Source organism: Bacillus sp. FJAT-44742, assembly GCF_002797315.1.
Lineage (GTDB): Bacteria > Bacillota > Bacilli > Bacillales > Marinococcaceae > Thalassorhabdus > Thalassorhabdus alkalitolerans.
On sequence record NZ_KZ454937.1, the window covers coordinates 196,872 to 213,033 of the forward strand.

Below are 16,162 nucleotides of genomic sequence, written 5' to 3' on the forward strand. Positions count from 1 at the left end.
AAGGGATAAGGAGTGTGGCATCGAACATGAAAGGGCCCCCTATTCCCTCCATACGATGAATGGTATAAAATCTACGATCTTTTGTCCATTGTTATCCGTGTAGGGACGTTCAGAGGCAATTGGGAAACGGGTGACCGCTCGTCCACTGTTGGTATGATGAAGCTGAGGATCCATGATTAACCAGCCTTGGATAATGCAATACAATAATTAATGTCCATCGTTTATCTCCTTCAATTCTTGGATCTTCTGGTTTACCTATGACTCCCTGCTCTTGTTTCACTTTCACCATTCATCTTCAATAAGACGGAGTTTGTTGTCATAGAATACAGCTTCCTTTTTGGTCTTATCCATGAGCACCACCGCATTATAGAAATACAAGGAGTCTTTGTTTTTTGTCTCCTTGATACGTACAACAAGCCCATTTTGGTTTTTGTACTGGTCGTAGTATCCTATGGTATCAGGCATTTGATCCACTGGTTTGGAAACGATCACCCGATCTCCTTTTTGCACCAGGGAGGGACGTTTCCGGCCAGAGTCCTTCTCTTTGCCAATGTAACGCCACGTCTTTATCCTTGTCTGGAAAAGATTTATTTGTTCCTGTTCCATTCAATTCATCGCTATTTTTCTAGTTTGAATCATCCATCTCCTTAATAACGGTGTCTAAGTAGTGGTAAGCATTTCTTACCCGATCTGCGGTATCCTGTTTAATTCTCTCGTAAAACTGCCTGCCTAAGGGAGTGATTTTTAACAGTCGCTTTCTCCGTCTCTCCCCTTCCCATTTTCCTGTCACCAACCCGCCAATTTCGGGATCTTCTTCCATTTCAATGGCGACCTCATAGGCATAGCTTGTAGATACTTTCCACCCATATATTTCTAACATTTCCGTTTCCGGTTCGGCAATGACGATGGTTCTCCCTGAGTACGTGCGTGTTAATACGATATACCGGAAGACATCTTTTACGGACACCAGGGAACTAAAAAAGGGACGGTCTTTTTCTATCATGGTTGTTCCTTTCTTAGGACGCTCCCCTTCCTTTGTAATTTCATATAAAAAGACGGCTGCCACTTGTTTGGCTGCCATCAAGCGGTCACGATATGCTAGTTTAATCCCTTGGTAATACTCTCTGCCTTCGTCTGTCAGGGAATAATAGGTTGTCCTTTTTTCTTTAAAGCTTTCTTTCACAAACCCTTCCTGTTGCATCTTGCTCATGACTAACTGGAAGCTTCGTTTAGCTGGAGGATGGTGTTTTAAGACATGTTTAGTGTACTGCCATAACTCAGAAGACGACCGGTGTGTATAGTACAGTTCCTTGGCAATAAAGAAACGAAGAATCATACTGTTGGTTAATGGTTTCGTACTAGTGCTCGTAGTCATCTTTTTTCACCTCTTTTAGTTTCTATTTGAGGACAAACGTTCATACATTAGGAGGGAGAAAAATCCTCCCTCCTTTGTTTAGGTGAGGGACGGCACGTGATCCCCTTCATCTTTGGAAAAATGCAGGAAGGTCATCATAAGAGACGATAAAGGAAATTTTGTGTCCGTTCCCTCTACCTGTTTGATATATGGTTCAATGTCCCCCTCTGGTAGATACGGAGAATGCTGCATTCGGAAAAGCAGTAGCGAAGAGTAAACCACCAGGGTTGCTTTGTTTCGTTGTCTCTGGCGCAAAAACACGTAAGAAAGGACAGCCATTATCCCTGAACCATTCAGGAGCAGCAACTCATAAAAAAACGCATTCAAGATAAATTGGCTAAGGAGAACAGTAGTGACAGAAGGCACGACAAGACTGACAATCAACAAATTGAGGTGCTTCTGGCTGGCCGTCCATTCTCTTTGAAGAGTCTCAAATAAACTTTGTTCGTGGTTCGTCACTGTATAGGTCACTTTTTGGTTATGACGAGCAATATATTTATAGAGTGCTTTTGATAGTGGAACACACGTGAGATAGTTTTTAGAATGAACCGCCAATAAGACGATCAAAAAAGAATAGAAAATCGCATTTAGAACTAGTAAGCTCATTTGTTTTCCTCTCCTTTTTTTACTAGATTTTCAGATTTCTAAGGGTATCTTACATCATCACGTGAAGGGAATAAGTATCTTTCTCCTCCTATTTCCATGGAGCCCTTTTCTCGGTATAAGGAAATTAATGGTCTTTATCTTTACTGCTCTAACCGCTAGGACCCATGGATAGAACAAGCCGTAATAGCAACCAATCAAGCCAATTCCAACATCCTATCACCCTTCCTTGGGCATGGTCAGGAGCACTTAAGACTACCATGCACGCTGGTTATCGGGAGATAATCCCCTGTTTGTATTATAGAAATCACTTTGTCCGTATGTTTGGTTACAATCATCGCTCGAAGTTCTTCATCAGTTAAATGTATAGTTTGAGTATATACTTTATTTCGAGTGTCCTCGTCTAGTCCCTGGTCGACACTACTGGCTAGGAGAGGACTATATAATTCTGCTAGCAAAGCTTCTCGGTCTTCAACAGAGAAAACGGCATATAATGCTTGATAAACCGTATGACGTGCAGATGATGCATTTGCTGTCACGGATCTCACTCCTTTTTTGTTTATAGATGACTATCTTCTCTAAAATCAATATTTTTCACGGAGGAACACCGTATATTTTCTCTCTTTGCTGCTGGTTATCCTCCTTTATTTTACCACTTGATATGCAATCACGGAAATTCTTATAGTACATCCTTATTTTTCCTGTCCCGCTCATCCTCCCCTCCACTGCTCACTATTTCCCCCACCTTAACTACCCTTTCAAACGTATTTATTTAATTTTTACGTAATCATTTAATAAAAACGTACTTATTTAATTCTGTGAGATTGGGAGTGAGAAAGATTGCGTACGAAAACCGGGCAGTTAGGAGGGAAAGAACAAAACAAGAGGAAACAGGAAAAGACCCATCAGTCATACGCAGAGGAAATAAGAAAAGAACAAGACAAAATGCGTAAGGTATGTTTATACGCACTACCGGAATATCCGTTAATACGTAATAAGTAAAGGAGCATGCCCCCTGCTAACAAAAAGCCACCACGTTTGCAGCTAGTTAGGGAATTCTCCCTGATAATAGAATATCCTTTTCTTAACTGTTTTTTAGGTTGAATCATACTCACCTTTAAATTTATCCTTGTAGCTTGGTTAGTGAGAATAGTTAAAGTAATATGTATAGAAAAAAACGCAGGTGCCTTAACACTTGCGTCTCTCATAGTTACCTGCTATCAATATTAGAAGGAAAAGACATGTACTTAATTTTTTAGAACCCCTTTTTCTAAGTCCCTTAGATGATCCTCATAATAAGGTCCCTCTAGCCCATCATTAAATGAATTAAATTGCCACCGTCTAATAAAAGTCATATAGATTGAGAGGCTAAGAGCGTTTCCATATAAACATACAAGGCGGGTGATCCACCAGTATGTATAAACAGAACATTGTCTCCTTCCGTGAAAAAACCCTCTCTAATTAAATGAATTAAGCCTGCCATTGCTTTTCCGGTATATACAGGATCTAATAATATTCCTTCTTTTTGTGCAAGTATATTTACTGCTTCTATCATGGTATCTGTCGGTATTGAGTAACCTTCCCCTACGTAATTGTCCATGCACCTAATTATGTCTTTAGTGACAGGTTGATCTAATTCAAGATAAGTAGATAGCTTTTTTACAAGATTATATATTAATTCTTCTTGTTCCTTTTTTCCTCTGCTAACATTTATACCAGTGATAGGAATATTTGCATTCCTTCCATAAAATCCAGTAAGCAACCCCGCATGGGTTCCTCCACTTCCGCTTGCCGTAACTATATGATCAATGTTTAAACCCATTTGAAAAGTTTGATTTAATAACTCTTGAGCACAAGCCACATAGCCCATAGCTCCTATCTCATTCGATCCCCCTCCAGGAATTACATATCCTTTTCTACCTTCTTCTTCCAAGAGTGAGGACACTTTCATCATTTCCTTATGCATGTCAGTCCCAACGGGTACGACATCTATATTTTCAGCTCCTAGTAATTTAAAAAGAAAATTGTTCCCACTTGCATCAGGATCATAGGTGTTAGGAACACGTTCTTCTAAAACTAACCTACATTTTAATCCTTCTTTAACAGCAGCCGCTAAAGTCAATCGACAATGATTCGATTGAATGGCTCCACAAGTTATTAAGGTATCTGCTCCCTTTTCTAAGGCATCTGCTACTAAAAATTCAAGTTTTCTAGTTTTATTACCTCCCAGCGTTAATCCCAGTAAGTCATCTCTTTTTACAAATATATTGGGTCCGCCTAAAAATTTTGTTACATGAGGAAGATATTCTATTGCTGTCGGGTGCTCGGTATACTTTCTTCGAGCAATCTTGTTAATATTCATTGTGTCCCCCCGCTCTTAAGATTTTTCTTTATAAACCTTACTTATGAATGTGTAATTTATTTCCTGATTGGACTTTAGTATCAAACTTCATGATTATTCTCCAAAGATTTTATACTTCATTATATATAGGCTTATTAGAGTTATATTGTAAGATCAATGCTTGTGCACGCACAAAAACAATCATAAAACAGTTTTGGTTGGACGGTTGGTTAAAATGCTAAATAAAATCCCCTTTTTCTAGACTAGGTATTTCTACGTTGAGTGTATCAGGATATTTTATTCCAGTTCCCGTATTTAAAGCTACTACTGTCTCCTCTTCAGTGATCCATTCACTTTCTCTTAATTCACGAACAGCTGCAAATGTTGCTGCTCCCTCAGGACAAACAAAGGAACCTTCTAAATTTGCGACTTTTACCTGTTCTTCTACCATTTTCTGGTCACTAATTGCAATTGCACACCCATCGGTTTTATAGATGGCGTCTAACACCAAAAAGTCTCCTAAGGCTTTTGGTACGTTAATACCAAAAGCTAAAGTGTCTGAGTTTTCCCAAAAATCAGACACTTTCTGTTTTTCTTCCCATGCTTTTACTATCGGAGAGCAACCTTCTGCCTGAACAGCGACCAATCTAGGCAATTGGCCTTTAACCCATCCTAGGGACCTTAACTCATTAAGAGCTTTATAGATGCCAATGAGCCCTACTCCGCCACCCGTTGGGTATAAAACAACATCAGGCATTTCCCACCCCATCTGTTCGGCTATTTCTAATCCCATTGTTTTTTTACCTTCAATACGATAGGGTTCTTTCAACGTAGAAGCATCAAACAAGTTATAGTCTTTCACAGCCTGCCCTACAATTCTCCCCGCATCACTAATTACACCATTCACTAGGTAAACATCTGCGCCTGATACGGCACATTCATTTCTTGTTATTTTAGGAGCGTCTTGCGGCAGAACGACTGTTGATTTCATGCCAGCTCTTGCTCCGTATAATGCCCAAGCTGCACCAGCGTTCCCATTCGTTGGCATAGAGAAATTGTTTACACCTAGTTCTTTGGCTTTAGAAATTCCAACCGCTGCCCCTCTAGCTTTGAAGGTGCCCGTCGGAAGTAAACCCTCATCTTTCATAAAGAGGTGTTTCACTTCCATGTTTTTACCAAGCTCAGGCATGGAAAGAAAGGGGGTCATTCCTTCTCCTAACGTCACAATATTCTGTTCGTTTTCTACTGGTAATAGTTCATGGTACCTCCATAAGGTAGGTTTTCTTTTTGACAAATCTTCACGGTTCAAAGATTGCTTTATTTGTTCCAAGTCGTACTCTACCAGCAAAGGAGACCCGCATGCACAAACTTGGTGGACTTCTTGTGTGCTATACGTATTCCCACATTTAGGACAGTAGAGATGAGAAACATAACTAAACTTCACAAAGAAATCTCCCTTCTCATAGGTAATAGTTATCTCTAAATAAGCTCAGTAAGATAAAAAACAGTCGCTAAATGGCCCTATAATAACTAACGATTTCCTTTTTCAATTAGTAAACATCCTCTTTCTATGGGATCTCCATTAGAAACATAAACATTCTTTACCTCTCCATATATAGGATAGTAGTTTTCACCTTAGTGATTAGATTTTTAATAACCCTTCCAGGCATGCAAGCCCCTATTTGTGTCAATTTGCTATTTTCTACTTTAGGGTGAAAAGTATTGCTGGCATTTATACTTTATCTTTTATTACAATTTCACGAGTTTGACCGTTCAAAATTAATAGTGATAGGCGTCAATTGGTTTTTTACCTTCTCCGACAAGGTAGATTTCGTCTGCTTTGTAACGATGCAGGGCCCCACTATTTTCTTTTGAGTAAATAGCTAGAGTTTCAATTTTACTCTGTAGAGGCCCAAAATATTCTAATTTCAACCTCTCCGCGGTTTGCTATTAACACTCTCTTTATTTTTAGTTTTTTTTTACTTCTCTCATTAATTATTCCTCAGTTTTTCTATTATCTAAATATACTGTAAATTTATTATGCACTTCTAAAATAAAACTCCATCTGGGATAGGGACGTTTAGAAAGACATCAAATGCCGCATATATCACCAAGGTGGTGCAAAACGCCATGACAATAGGAACAAAAAATGCACTAATTTTTTTTCTAGCCCCTCCTAAATACCAGCTAAAAAGAATTAAAAACACTAAGCTGGTCACATAAAACCCTAACACAGGAATCAGGTATACCAACACAAATAGCGTGATAACTCCTAACCATTTTCGGCCTCCGCCTATAACTTTTTCAGGATGACCTTCTTCTTCTCTTTCTTTCTGGTAGGCCTTCTTAATGAATAGCGATTTAAGGAACAGTAATACCCCTAAAAAAATCAAAATGGTAATCACCAATCTTGGAAAAATGTCAGAAGGGGGGCTCAAATCTAAAGTTAATATATAAAAAACCACCCCTAAACCTATGACTATTAAGGAAACAAACACATCACGCAGTTGCTCTCTTAATACCATTTTTTTCTCTCCCCTCATGCATTAATGTTTTTGTCGTTCGATCCTGTAGTCCCCTTAGCTTTGTTTTGTTGATAGGCCACCCATAACGGGGTAAACAGGGACAGGACAGTCATGATAATCAAAATGATAGTAATGGGGCGGGTAAAAAACAATTCAAAAAGGTTTTGACCAGAATTAGCTTGAATCACGGATGAGACAAAACCTTGTTCAGCAATCACTCCTAAAATCAACCCCAAGACAATCGGACCAACGTGAATGCCTACTTTGATGGCAAAATAGCCTATTACCCCACAGGCAAGCATAATATACACATCTAAAAAACTGTTTCGGATAGCATAAGCTCCCATAATTGCAAGTACAGTAATAATAGGAACCAAGTAGTTAATAGGGACATTCAATGCTTTAACAAAAAACTTAGTTCCGAGGAGACCAATGATTAAAAGCAGTATATTAGCTACAATTAATCCAATCATAAAGGTATAGGCTATGTGACCAGAGCCGGTAAATAGTTCTGCACCTGGTCTCAGTCCATGAATGAGTAATCCCCCTAATAGAACAGCTGCAACCGGGCTTCCAGGAATTCCAAGAGTTAAAAGAGGAATTAATGAAGAACTTACCGTAGCATTGTTGGCGGATTCACTCGTTACAACGCCGTCTATGCTTCCTTTCCCATATTCTTTCGGGGTTTTAGAAAAACGTTTTGATTCGTTGTAAGCTACGAAGGAGGCAACATTTCCTCCCGCTCCCGGAAGCATTCCGATAAATGTGCCGATTAAAGAGCTTCTTATTAATGTTACAGGCTTTTTAAATACATTAAAGAAAGCTTCCTTGTATACACCTTTTCTCTTGTCAATCTTGGATACATATTTATCTCTGCTTTCAATTAAATGAATTATTTGAGGGATGGTAAAAAAACCTATCATTGCCGGAATGAGCTCAATGCCTTGATTTAGTTCACCAAAACCAAAAGTGAATCGTGAAGCACCAGAAACTGGATCAATTCCTATTAGAGCAAGTAATAGACCTATCCCTCCACCGATCATTCCTTTTAATACAGACCGCCCTGCTAAACTCCCTATGATGGTTAGACCGAAAACCGCAAGCCAAAAGTTTTCTGGGGGACCGAAGCGTAGCGCAAAGTTGGCAAGAAACTGAGCCAAAAATAATAAAAACAGGGTACCAATTATTCCTCCAATTACTGATGATGTTAAAGCAGTAACCAAAGCCCTGTCAGCCTGTCCCTTTTTAGTTAATGGGTACCCATCAAAAGTAGTGGCTACATTTGCAGGGGTCCCTGGTGTGTTTAATAAAATTGCAGAGTTGGCGCCGCCAAACATGGCAGCTGTATATAATGCTCCTAACATAAGAAGCCCAGTACCGGGGTCCATTCCAAAGGTTAATGGAACTAAAAGCGCCACTCCCATTGTTGCTGATAAGCCGGGAAGCGATCCTATAATAATTCCGCCTACGATAGCAAGGGACATGATCATAAGGTTTCCCGGTGAAACACTTGCCATCAATCCTTGTAAAACGTCAGCTCCCATAATTCTTCCTCCTCCTTTAAAAAGTCGACTATATGGGCGAATGGGTAAGTAGTTTGCTTGACATTTTTTAATTATTTATAAAATTCGTAAGTTAGTTTGATTCCTGTTTATAGCCGGCTTTCAGCTGTTTTTGCTTTTCTCTCACCAGGAATATTAATATCATTAAACCTAGCAGCTTTTGTCAAGCTTTTAATTTTGCTTATCATTAGGCTGATTCGCCTACAATACTCTTGCCTGTCCTCAATCGTCCTCATAAAGTTTTTTACATTGCAACCAATTGCTTAAGTCAGCAGTCCTGCCATTACTTCCAACAAAAAAGAGCTAATGCACTCCCTTCTGCTCCACCCACCAGTTGAATAGCACCCTGAACGGATTGCTGTGCATAGGTGGTTGGCTTCCCTTCTTTATCAATAGCCCAATTCTCTTATATTTCCCCTTTGTTTTTTGTAAGACCATGGCTGTCTATCCATGGATATTCGCATCAACCACTATGTCAGTTACAATGGATGAATCTTCTTTGGAGCACCCAGGTGCTTTAAATATCCGCTCGTTTTTTGCTTCTTTAATGGTTAAGATTATTTGTTAACCTCTTTTCTTTGTTCTTGGAACGCTGTTTTCAAAGTTTGTTCTACACTATTCAAATGATCTATCATAAATTGTTTAGCCTCATTTCCTTTTCTTGTATGCATAGCTTGGGCTATATATTGGTGCTCCTTTAAAGACATTAAGGACCGTCCAGGAATTTGAAGAGTGTGAGTCCTAACTTTCTTTAGTAATAGAATTAAGTTATTCATAATACCTGTATACACACTATTCTTGGCACAATCGGCCACCAGGCTGTGGAAGTCATGGTCAGCTTGTTCAAACATTGAAGCATCTACCTCACTACTCATGACTCTTTCATAAAAACCATTCACATTTTTCAATAATGTTTCCAATTGTTCGTCCGTAGCTCTTACTGCCCCCCAGTAAGCTGCCTCGGGCTCTAATGTTTTTCGAATTTCAAATAGTTCAAAAATTGAACTCTCCGTTTGAAAAAACGTAGTGGCAAACATATCCATTCTCTGCTTAGGGTTTTGCACGTACACCCCCTGTCCATGCTGAATTTTTATAAAACCCAAGGCAGATAATATCTTATATGCTTCTCTAATTGTCGGACGGCTGACATTCATCATTATTGCTAAGTCTCTTTCAGCAGGCAGTTTTGTTTCCGGTTTTAATTCGTTGTTTATAATCAATTGTTGAATATACTCTACGACTTTCGTGGAACTCGTAATTTTTTCGCTAACAAAATTGAACATCTGTGTCCTCCCCTTTTATGCCTGCTTTTACAATTTTTTTATGAAGGAAAGAAGATTGAAGTACAAATAACCACAAAAAGTAAGCGTTTTCAATTTTTAAAATAGCCTCTATCTATACTGTCTATAGGCACTGTGATTGTTTCTCAATTCTCTCCTACATTAAGTTGGACCATTTCTCGGCGCCCATATTTCTGAGTTAATTGCATACACTTTTTTTTGCATACTTTTCCTCCCTTGAATAAATAATTAAAACTTTAAGCGCCAATCAATAAGAGGTAATACCTCTAACCACTTTCTATAAAAATTATTTCATTCGTAAGCGCTTTCGTCAATATAGTTTTCAAAATTTTTACAAGATTCAATAATTTGAAAAAATAATAAATGCTATTTAGGTTTTCAATAACATTCTTTCTATCCCTATATAAACTGACTCACTAAAAAGCATCAACCACTAGTCAGCGGTTGATGCTTTGGGGTCCTCCCTTTTCAACTATTCTTCTTCTATCTCTCCTTCAAACTCGTCTAATAGATCTTCAGCTTCCTGTCTTTCCTGTTCGATTTCTTCTGCCCATTCTTCTCCAGGAAGGAACGCTGAAGGCAAACCGGCATTTTCCATTCTTTCCTCGTATTCCGGTTCACTTGTAATTTGCTCTAAAGCATGTAATAACTGCTCGTACACTTCTTCAGGGGTCCCCTCCGGCAGCCCCAGTCCTCGGTCAATCGCCGCTACAAGATCTACCCCCTGCTCTTGGAAGGTAGGAACATCAGGCAGCCATTCGTGGCGCTCTTCCGTCGCTATCGCCAACACGCGGACCCGGTCTTGCTCGGTAACCACGTCTCCTACGTTCCCCATGATGGCATCAACGTGACCGCCCAGCAGGTTGGACATGGAATCTGCTGCCCCTTGAAACGGACTCTCATTAACTTTTAGACCCGTTTCATCCATGAAGTTAAGAGTTGCTAAGTGATCCCCTGTCAAAGTGCCGACCATCCCAACGGTTAAACTGCCAGGGTTACTCTCTAGTGCCGCCATAAAGTCATCCAGGGTCTCAAACTCGCTGTCTTCTCTAACTACAAGGACCTGGGGATCGGATACAAGTCGGGCCAAATAGTCAAAACTATCTGTGTTGAAGTCTGTTTCTCGTCCCATGGGCTGTAAATAAATATGAGGAACATTTAAATTTCCAACGGTATATCCATCCGGTTCTGCGTTTGCCAGCTGAGAAAATCCTATTTCTCCTCCAGCCCCTTCCCGGTATTCAATCACAAGGTTTTCATCGAAGTGCTCTGACCAGAAACTTTCAACTAAGCGGGCGTTGACATCGGTTGTCCCACCCGCAGAAAAAGGAACAATCATCGTCACATTATCGGTCGGATAATCATCTACGGAAGACTCCGCTGTATTATTGCACGCACTAACAACCGCTAATATCCCAGTAAGTGTAACCGCTTTCAAATATGTTTTCAAAATAATCCCTCCTTAAAATTTTTATGCGGTCTTACCTCTTACCTCATACTATTATTACTACTAATAATAGTCAACAGAATATTTAGACTTTTTAGAAAAGTATCTATTTAATTTTCTTATAACAATTATAGTTTTTTCCTATACATTTAAAAAATTAAAAAAGATCATACACTACCTTTATACTAATTAGAAAAATAGAAAAAGCCGCTGTTCTTTTTAAGACCAATGAAGGAAGACGCTTTCCAATTCTCCCCCCGATCTGAGCTCCTATAACGCCACCAGCTACTAAAGCCACCCCCATTTCTATGGACACCGCTCCTGCCCCAAGTTTTGCCAAGAAGCTGCCAGCAGCTAACAAAAAACATGTTGCCAGGCTTGTACCAATGGCTTTTTTTACACTTAATCGGTATAGATAAATCATAACAGGTACAAAGATAAAGCCGGCACTTAACCCTACCATCCCTCCTATGACACCGATTAGTATCCCCCCTGCGCCGGACAATACATAGGAGATAGCTGTAAACTTAAAAGGTCCCTCTATGTTTGAGCGATTAGGAATAAACATTACCACAGCAGCTGTTGCTGCAAGAATGGCAAATACTACCCTTAAAGCAAAATCGGTTATACTGTGAGCAATCATTACTCCCAAAATGCCTCCAAAAAATGCAGGCACTCCTAAGTATAAAACTATTTCCAAGTCGATCAATTTTTCACGAATGTAATAAAAGGCACCTGATAAAGTAGCAAAGAATGCCTGCATTATTGAAAAAGCTGCTATAGTCTGCATAGGAAAATAAGATTGGAGAAGGATCGGCGGGAGAACGAGCAAAAAGAAAATTAAAATAATGCCTCCTCCAACAGACAAAAGCCCAGTAATAATCCCGCTTATTAGGCCAATAACAAGCATTAAAATGATCAATATTTTCACCCTCTTGGTCCACAGAGGAGAGCTTTATCTCCCCTGCTGTACCCTACTATTCCTTACCAGTCAGCTAGAGGTCCCTGTGGAATGGCACACTTTTGTTGTTTAACACTCTTTATTTGCTGGTTAATTCATTGCATCCCGCCCTACATGATCCTTTTAAACTATAAACAAACCTAAAACACAGGAATCAGAAACGGGATTACCGGGCTCTTCTTCTTGAGCAGAATAAATCTGATCTCCTATTTTTTGATTCTCTGCCTTGGGAATCCACAATTCACCATAGAGAAGATTGCAAAGAATATCGTTTATCAACTATAAAGGGACTTTTCTTTTAAAGCCAAAGAGTTAGAGGTTTTCCAACATCTTATTCAGGTTTTCTTTAGCCTCTTTTTTGATATCTTGATATTTATTATTTCCATGAGAATCAATAGAAACAATTAAAGGACCGAAATCTTTTACTCTAAACTTCCAAATAGCCTCAGGCATAAGATCTTCCCACCAAATATCCTCGATTTCTTCCACTTGGGTGGTTTCTAATGCAGCTGACCCGCCTAATATAGTAAAATAGCAACCCTTTAGATCCACCAAAGCTTGACTTCCTTCTTCTAAAAGACCTCCTTTTCCTATAATTACTTTCATCCCATAATCTTGCATTAGTCCTCGTGTAAAACGATCCATCCGATAGCTTGTCGTAGTCCCAATACTTACCTTTTCATAAGTTCCATCCTCTAACTTTCGGACGCCTGGAGCCGTATGAAGCCCAATGGCACCTTCCAACTGTGGAATAAGATCCGAAGGCAATTCTACTTTTTTATCAAACAGTCGAATTAAATTTGCATCCCGTATTCCAAATATAATGCCGTCTAAAGTAACTGTATCTCCTGCATACAATTGGTTTATATCTTCTTCTGTCAGCGGAGCCTGTAAGCGGTGATGGGCCATGTTGCACCCTCCTTTTTAATAAGTAATCTTTGTTTCTTCGTGTGGACTAAATGTTGCCCTCATTCTTCTAGCCGGCCAGCACATCATGTTAACGGCTACGGGGTTACACGTCATATGAGTGTCAGCCGCCTCAATATGGACAGCCAAAGCTGTTGTACTGCCACCTAATCCATGAGCACCGATTCCCATTTTATTAATAGCCGTATACAATTCTTCTTCAAGTTTCTGTACCTCAGGATCTGGGTTAGGAGAACCTACTTCACGTGCCGCTGCTTTCTTAGCAAGGGAAGCACACTTATCAGCCGATCCTCCAAGCCCGATCCCCACAATAGTAGGAGGACACGGGTTGGCTCCCGATTCGAAAACACATTCTAGAACGTATTTTTTAATACCAGCAATTCCCTCTGCCGGAGTTAGCATTTTTAGATAACTCATATTCTCCGAACCAGATCCTTTGGGTACTATCAATATTTCTATTTGATTGCCTTCTACAAATTCATAGTGAATTATTGGAACCTGATCCCCAGTGGATGTCCCATGATTTTTTCGAGAAAGCGTGTTTACAATACTGCTCCTTAAGGGGTGTTCTAAAGTAGCTCGCTCAGTCCCCTTTCGTATCGCTTGTTCTAACCGGAGTCCATCAAACCTTACTTGGTTTCCAACTTTTATAAAATAAACAGGGATACCAGTATCTTGACAAATCAAAAGCTTTTCGTTATCAGCGGTTGAAACAGTTTTAATAAGCGTAGACAGAATATCTTTGCCGCTTTCCAATTCTTCTTTTTCAAATGCTTTTTCTAAAGCCGTTCGAACATCAGGGGGTAAGTCCTTTAAAGACTCGATATACAATGTTTTACAGGCTTCTTCTACACTTTGGTAAAATTTCTCATCTGTATCCCACACTTGTTTATAAGGGGCAACATAATCCACGTTTGCCATTTTGTTCTCACCTCTTTTTTAGATTCAAGATGATAGACTCACAATTTTATAACCATCAATTTCGTTTAAATCAATGTGTGACTGGTTAACATGTTCTGTGCGATAATTCGGTACGCTACTGTTTCCTTTTGAAATATATATATTTTTTAACCAATCTTTGTCATTGCTTTCTGGATAATCTTCACGATAATGTGATCCTCTACTTTCAGTTCTCATAAGGGCACTTGAAGCAACCATCTTTGCAACCGTCACTAGATTTCGAACATTTAATTGTTCCTGCCAGGTAAGGTTATACTTCTTACCTCCTCTTACAGAGACCTGATTTACTCGCTTTTCTAATGTTATAAGTTGGTCCACCGCTTCTTCTAACGCTTGTTGGTTTCGAACTAGCCCTACCTTTTCCCACATTAAGTTCTTTAGATCATTGCGTATATAGAAAGGGTTTTCCCCTTTTTCTCTCCTAAACGGGGCAGTGACCTCTTCTACTACAGATTGGACCTGAGTTTCAGAAATCTCCTTATAACCACTTAAATTGCTTACAAATATAGCAGCAGCATCTCCTGCTCTGGCTCCAAAAACTGTCGAATCACACACGCCATTTCCGCCTAGACGATTGGCTCCGTGAACTCCACCAGCATCTTCTCCTGCAACAAATAAACCAGGAATATCGGTTTCACAGTTTTCTGTTACTTTTACACCCCCCATCTGAAAATGGGCCGCCGGAGATATTTCAACAGCTTCCGTACTAAGATCTTTTCCAACATCATGACACCGTTCCACCATACCAGGAAACATCTTTAACACATTCTCTCTACCTAGGTGAGAAACATCAATGTATACCCCATCTAAAGAAGTGCCCCGCCCTTCCATAATCTCCATGTATGCAGCCCTAGAAACCCGATCTCTTGTAGAACGTTCCATTCTCTCTGGATCATACTTTTCCATAAACCTTTCCCCCAGCGCATTTGTCAAATACCCACCTGCACCGCGCAGACCTTCTTCTAATACACCACCATTTAGGCGGGAGTTTTCAGCAAGAAGCCCTGTAGGGTGAAACTGCATCATTTCCATATCTAAAAACTCTGTTCCCGCTCGGTAACACATGGCCATTCCGTCTCCGGCCTTTTCTAGACTAGGTGTAGCTATCTTATACATCGTCGCAGCTCCTCCAGTTGCCACGATAACAGCTTTGCAATGAACCACCACAAACTCTCCAGTATTCATATTGAGCATTAGACATCCCGCCACAGAATTGTTCTCATCAACCAGTAATTCAATTGCCCGAACCTCATCCCATGCCAAAACATTTTGTTTCTTATATAGTTGATCCCTCATGCGGGAAATAATTTCAATTCCAGTTAGGTCTCCTTTATGGACAGTACGGTCAAATGATTGACCTGCAAACGGTTTTTGGTGCACAGTACCGTCTTCATTTCTATCAAAGAACACACCCATTTTCGTTTCAAGCTCACGAATTCGTCTTGGTGCATCGTTGACAAGTACCCATGACATTTCCTGATTATTGATTCCGCCTCCTCCTTTAATAGTATCTTTAAAATGTTTTTCTACTGAGTCATCAGGGTGAAGAACTACATTGTATCCACCTTGAACCATTCGAGTGCAACCGCTTTTTCCTATCATTCCTTTAGCTGATACAATAATTTTGAGGGCAGGATCTTTATCGGTTGCATGATGTGCAGCAAAGAGACCCGCTCCTCCGCTCCCCAGTATAAGAATATCTGCCTGAACACGCTCCAAATCTCTCACCTCTTTAACATTTTCTTAGGTAACGATGACAAAAAAAGCAGCAGCAAATAACACAGTGCCTATAATAGTGAAAAGTGTAAAAACACTTCGATTATCTTTTACCAAACCAATATCAATAAGAATGACTCGGAATCCATAAAGAGCATGGAAGATCACTGCAAAAAGAAGCAAAGAGTCAATGGTCGCATTGACATGTAGAGAAGATATAAAAGCTCCTCCAGGCAGTTCTCCTGTCATTGCATACCCGCTGTATATCTTTAAAGGAAGTAAAACTAGTAATATTAATGCCGTGACCCGTTGAATAACCCATGCAATATAACCTACAAACGGCCTTTGTTTTACCGGGATCTCTGGTATTTTTTCAACCGGTTTCTGCAAACCTGGAGTACCCAT

17 protein-coding genes and 1 pseudogene are annotated in these 16,162 nt (G+C 39.8%); all 18 read right to left on the reverse strand.

Features of this window, described 5'->3' with window-relative positions:
* Positions 1–39 precede the first annotated feature (39 nt).
* Complete coding sequence (locus tag CEF17_RS21145; protein ID WP_100401117.1) at positions 40–174, reverse strand: single-stranded DNA-binding protein; 135 nt, start codon at positions 172–174, stop codon at positions 40–42.
* Complete coding sequence (locus CEF17_RS20765; protein ID WP_232725666.1) at positions 110–286, reverse strand: hypothetical protein; 177 nt, start codon at positions 284–286, stop codon at positions 110–112. The genes CEF17_RS21145 and CEF17_RS20765 overlap by 65 nt, the downstream gene beginning before the upstream one ends.
* A complete protein-coding gene (locus CEF17_RS20505; protein ID WP_100401118.1) occupies positions 283–606 on the reverse strand; it encodes a hypothetical protein in 324 nt (107 codons plus the stop codon). The genes CEF17_RS20765 and CEF17_RS20505 overlap by 4 nt, the downstream gene beginning before the upstream one ends.
* Before the next feature lie 19 nt (positions 607–625).
* Positions 626–1,375, reverse strand: a complete 750-nt coding sequence (locus tag CEF17_RS19170; RefSeq protein WP_100401119.1) for a helix-turn-helix domain-containing protein — start codon at positions 1,373–1,375, stop codon at positions 626–628.
* A 78-nt stretch (positions 1,376–1,453) separates the two neighbouring features.
* Positions 1,454–2,020 (reverse strand): hypothetical protein, encoded by a 567-nt coding sequence (locus CEF17_RS19175; RefSeq protein ID WP_100401120.1) that lies wholly within the window; start codon positions 2,018–2,020, stop codon positions 1,454–1,456.
* A 236-nt stretch (positions 2,021–2,256) separates the two neighbouring features.
* Positions 2,257–2,565, reverse strand: coding sequence for a hypothetical protein (locus CEF17_RS20510; RefSeq protein ID WP_198509048.1), 309 nt, complete (start codon positions 2,563–2,565; stop codon positions 2,257–2,259).
* Positions 2,566–3,368: 803 nt separating this feature from the next.
* Positions 3,369–4,379 carry a D-cysteate sulfo-lyase gene (locus CEF17_RS19185; RefSeq protein ID WP_100401122.1) on the reverse strand — a complete coding sequence of 337 codons (1,011 nt, stop codon included), beginning with the start codon at positions 4,377–4,379 and terminating at the stop codon, positions 3,369–3,371.
* Positions 4,380–4,596: 217 nt separating this feature from the next.
* The gene (locus tag CEF17_RS19190) at positions 4,597–5,802 is read right to left on the reverse strand and encodes a threonine synthase (protein ID WP_100401123.1); all 1,206 of its coding nucleotides are present in this window, start codon (positions 5,800–5,802) and stop codon (positions 4,597–4,599) included.
* 344 nt (positions 5,803–6,146) lie between these two features.
* Positions 6,147–6,324, reverse strand: a pseudogene (locus CEF17_RS20515) (biotin carboxylase N-terminal domain-containing protein); the annotation flags it as partial.
* 82 nt (positions 6,325–6,406) lie between these two features.
* Positions 6,407–6,883, reverse strand: coding sequence for a tripartite tricarboxylate transporter TctB family protein (locus CEF17_RS19200; RefSeq protein WP_157843105.1), 477 nt, complete (start codon positions 6,881–6,883; stop codon positions 6,407–6,409).
* 14 nt (positions 6,884–6,897) lie between these two features.
* The gene (locus CEF17_RS19205; protein WP_100401125.1) at positions 6,898–8,427 is read right to left on the reverse strand and encodes a tripartite tricarboxylate transporter permease; all 1,530 of its coding nucleotides are present in this window, start codon (positions 8,425–8,427) and stop codon (positions 6,898–6,900) included.
* Positions 8,428–9,002: 575 nt separating this feature from the next.
* Positions 9,003–9,728 carry a FadR/GntR family transcriptional regulator gene (locus CEF17_RS19210; protein ID WP_100401126.1) on the reverse strand — a complete coding sequence of 242 codons (726 nt, stop codon included), beginning with the start codon at positions 9,726–9,728 and terminating at the stop codon, positions 9,003–9,005.
* Positions 9,729–10,218: 490 nt separating this feature from the next.
* Positions 10,219–11,196 (reverse strand): tripartite tricarboxylate transporter substrate binding protein, encoded by a 978-nt coding sequence (locus CEF17_RS19215; protein ID WP_100401127.1) that lies wholly within the window; start codon positions 11,194–11,196, stop codon positions 10,219–10,221.
* A gap of 154 nt (positions 11,197–11,350) precedes the next feature.
* Positions 11,351–12,115 (reverse strand): sulfite exporter TauE/SafE family protein, encoded by a 765-nt coding sequence (locus CEF17_RS19220; RefSeq protein ID WP_100401128.1) that lies wholly within the window; start codon positions 12,113–12,115, stop codon positions 11,351–11,353.
* Between the two features lie 351 nt (positions 12,116–12,466).
* Positions 12,467–13,063 (reverse strand): fumarate hydratase C-terminal domain-containing protein, encoded by a 597-nt coding sequence (locus CEF17_RS19225; protein ID WP_100401129.1) that lies wholly within the window; start codon positions 13,061–13,063, stop codon positions 12,467–12,469.
* Positions 13,064–13,078: 15 nt separating this feature from the next.
* Positions 13,079–14,002: a fumarate hydratase gene (locus CEF17_RS19230; RefSeq protein ID WP_100401130.1), complete on the reverse strand. Its 924-nt coding sequence runs from the start codon at positions 14,000–14,002 to the stop codon at positions 13,079–13,081.
* 24 nt (positions 14,003–14,026) lie between these two features.
* Complete coding sequence (locus CEF17_RS19235; protein WP_100401131.1) at positions 14,027–15,760, reverse strand: FAD-binding protein; 1,734 nt, start codon at positions 15,758–15,760, stop codon at positions 14,027–14,029.
* A 24-nt stretch (positions 15,761–15,784) separates the two neighbouring features.
* A complete protein-coding gene (locus CEF17_RS19240) occupies positions 15,785–16,162 on the reverse strand; it encodes a hypothetical protein (RefSeq protein ID WP_100401132.1) in 378 nt (125 codons plus the stop codon).

Coding starts and splice junctions, on each gene's coding strand:
- CEF17_RS21145 (WP_100401117.1), bottom strand. CDS start 174: ATGGATCCTCAGCTTCATCATACCAACAGTGGACGAGCGGTCACCCGT.
- CEF17_RS20505 (WP_100401118.1), bottom strand. CDS start 606: ATGGAACAGGAACAAATAAATCTTTTCCAGACAAGGATAAAGACGTGG.
- CEF17_RS19170 (WP_100401119.1), bottom strand. CDS start 1,375: ATGACTACGAGCACTAGTACGAAACCATTAACCAACAGTATGATTCTT.
- CEF17_RS19175 (WP_100401120.1), bottom strand. CDS start 2,020: ATGAGCTTACTAGTTCTAAATGCGATTTTCTATTCTTTTTTGATCGTC.
- CEF17_RS19185 (WP_100401122.1), bottom strand. CDS start 4,379: ATGAATATTAACAAGATTGCTCGAAGAAAGTATACCGAGCACCCGACA.
- CEF17_RS19200 (WP_157843105.1), bottom strand. CDS start 6,883: ATGGTATTAAGAGAGCAACTGCGTGATGTGTTTGTTTCCTTAATAGTC.
- CEF17_RS19205 (WP_100401125.1), bottom strand. CDS start 8,427: ATGGGAGCTGACGTTTTACAAGGATTGATGGCAAGTGTTTCACCGGGA.
- CEF17_RS19210 (WP_100401126.1), bottom strand. CDS start 9,728: ATGTTCAATTTTGTTAGCGAAAAAATTACGAGTTCCACGAAAGTCGTA.
- CEF17_RS19225 (WP_100401129.1), bottom strand. CDS start 13,063: ATGGCCCATCACCGCTTACAGGCTCCGCTGACAGAAGAAGATATAAAC.
- CEF17_RS19230 (WP_100401130.1), bottom strand. CDS start 14,002: ATGGCAAACGTGGATTATGTTGCCCCTTATAAACAAGTGTGGGATACA.
- CEF17_RS19240 (WP_100401132.1), bottom strand. CDS start 16,162: ATGGGTACTCCAGGTTTGCAGAAACCGGTTGAAAAAATACCAGAGATC.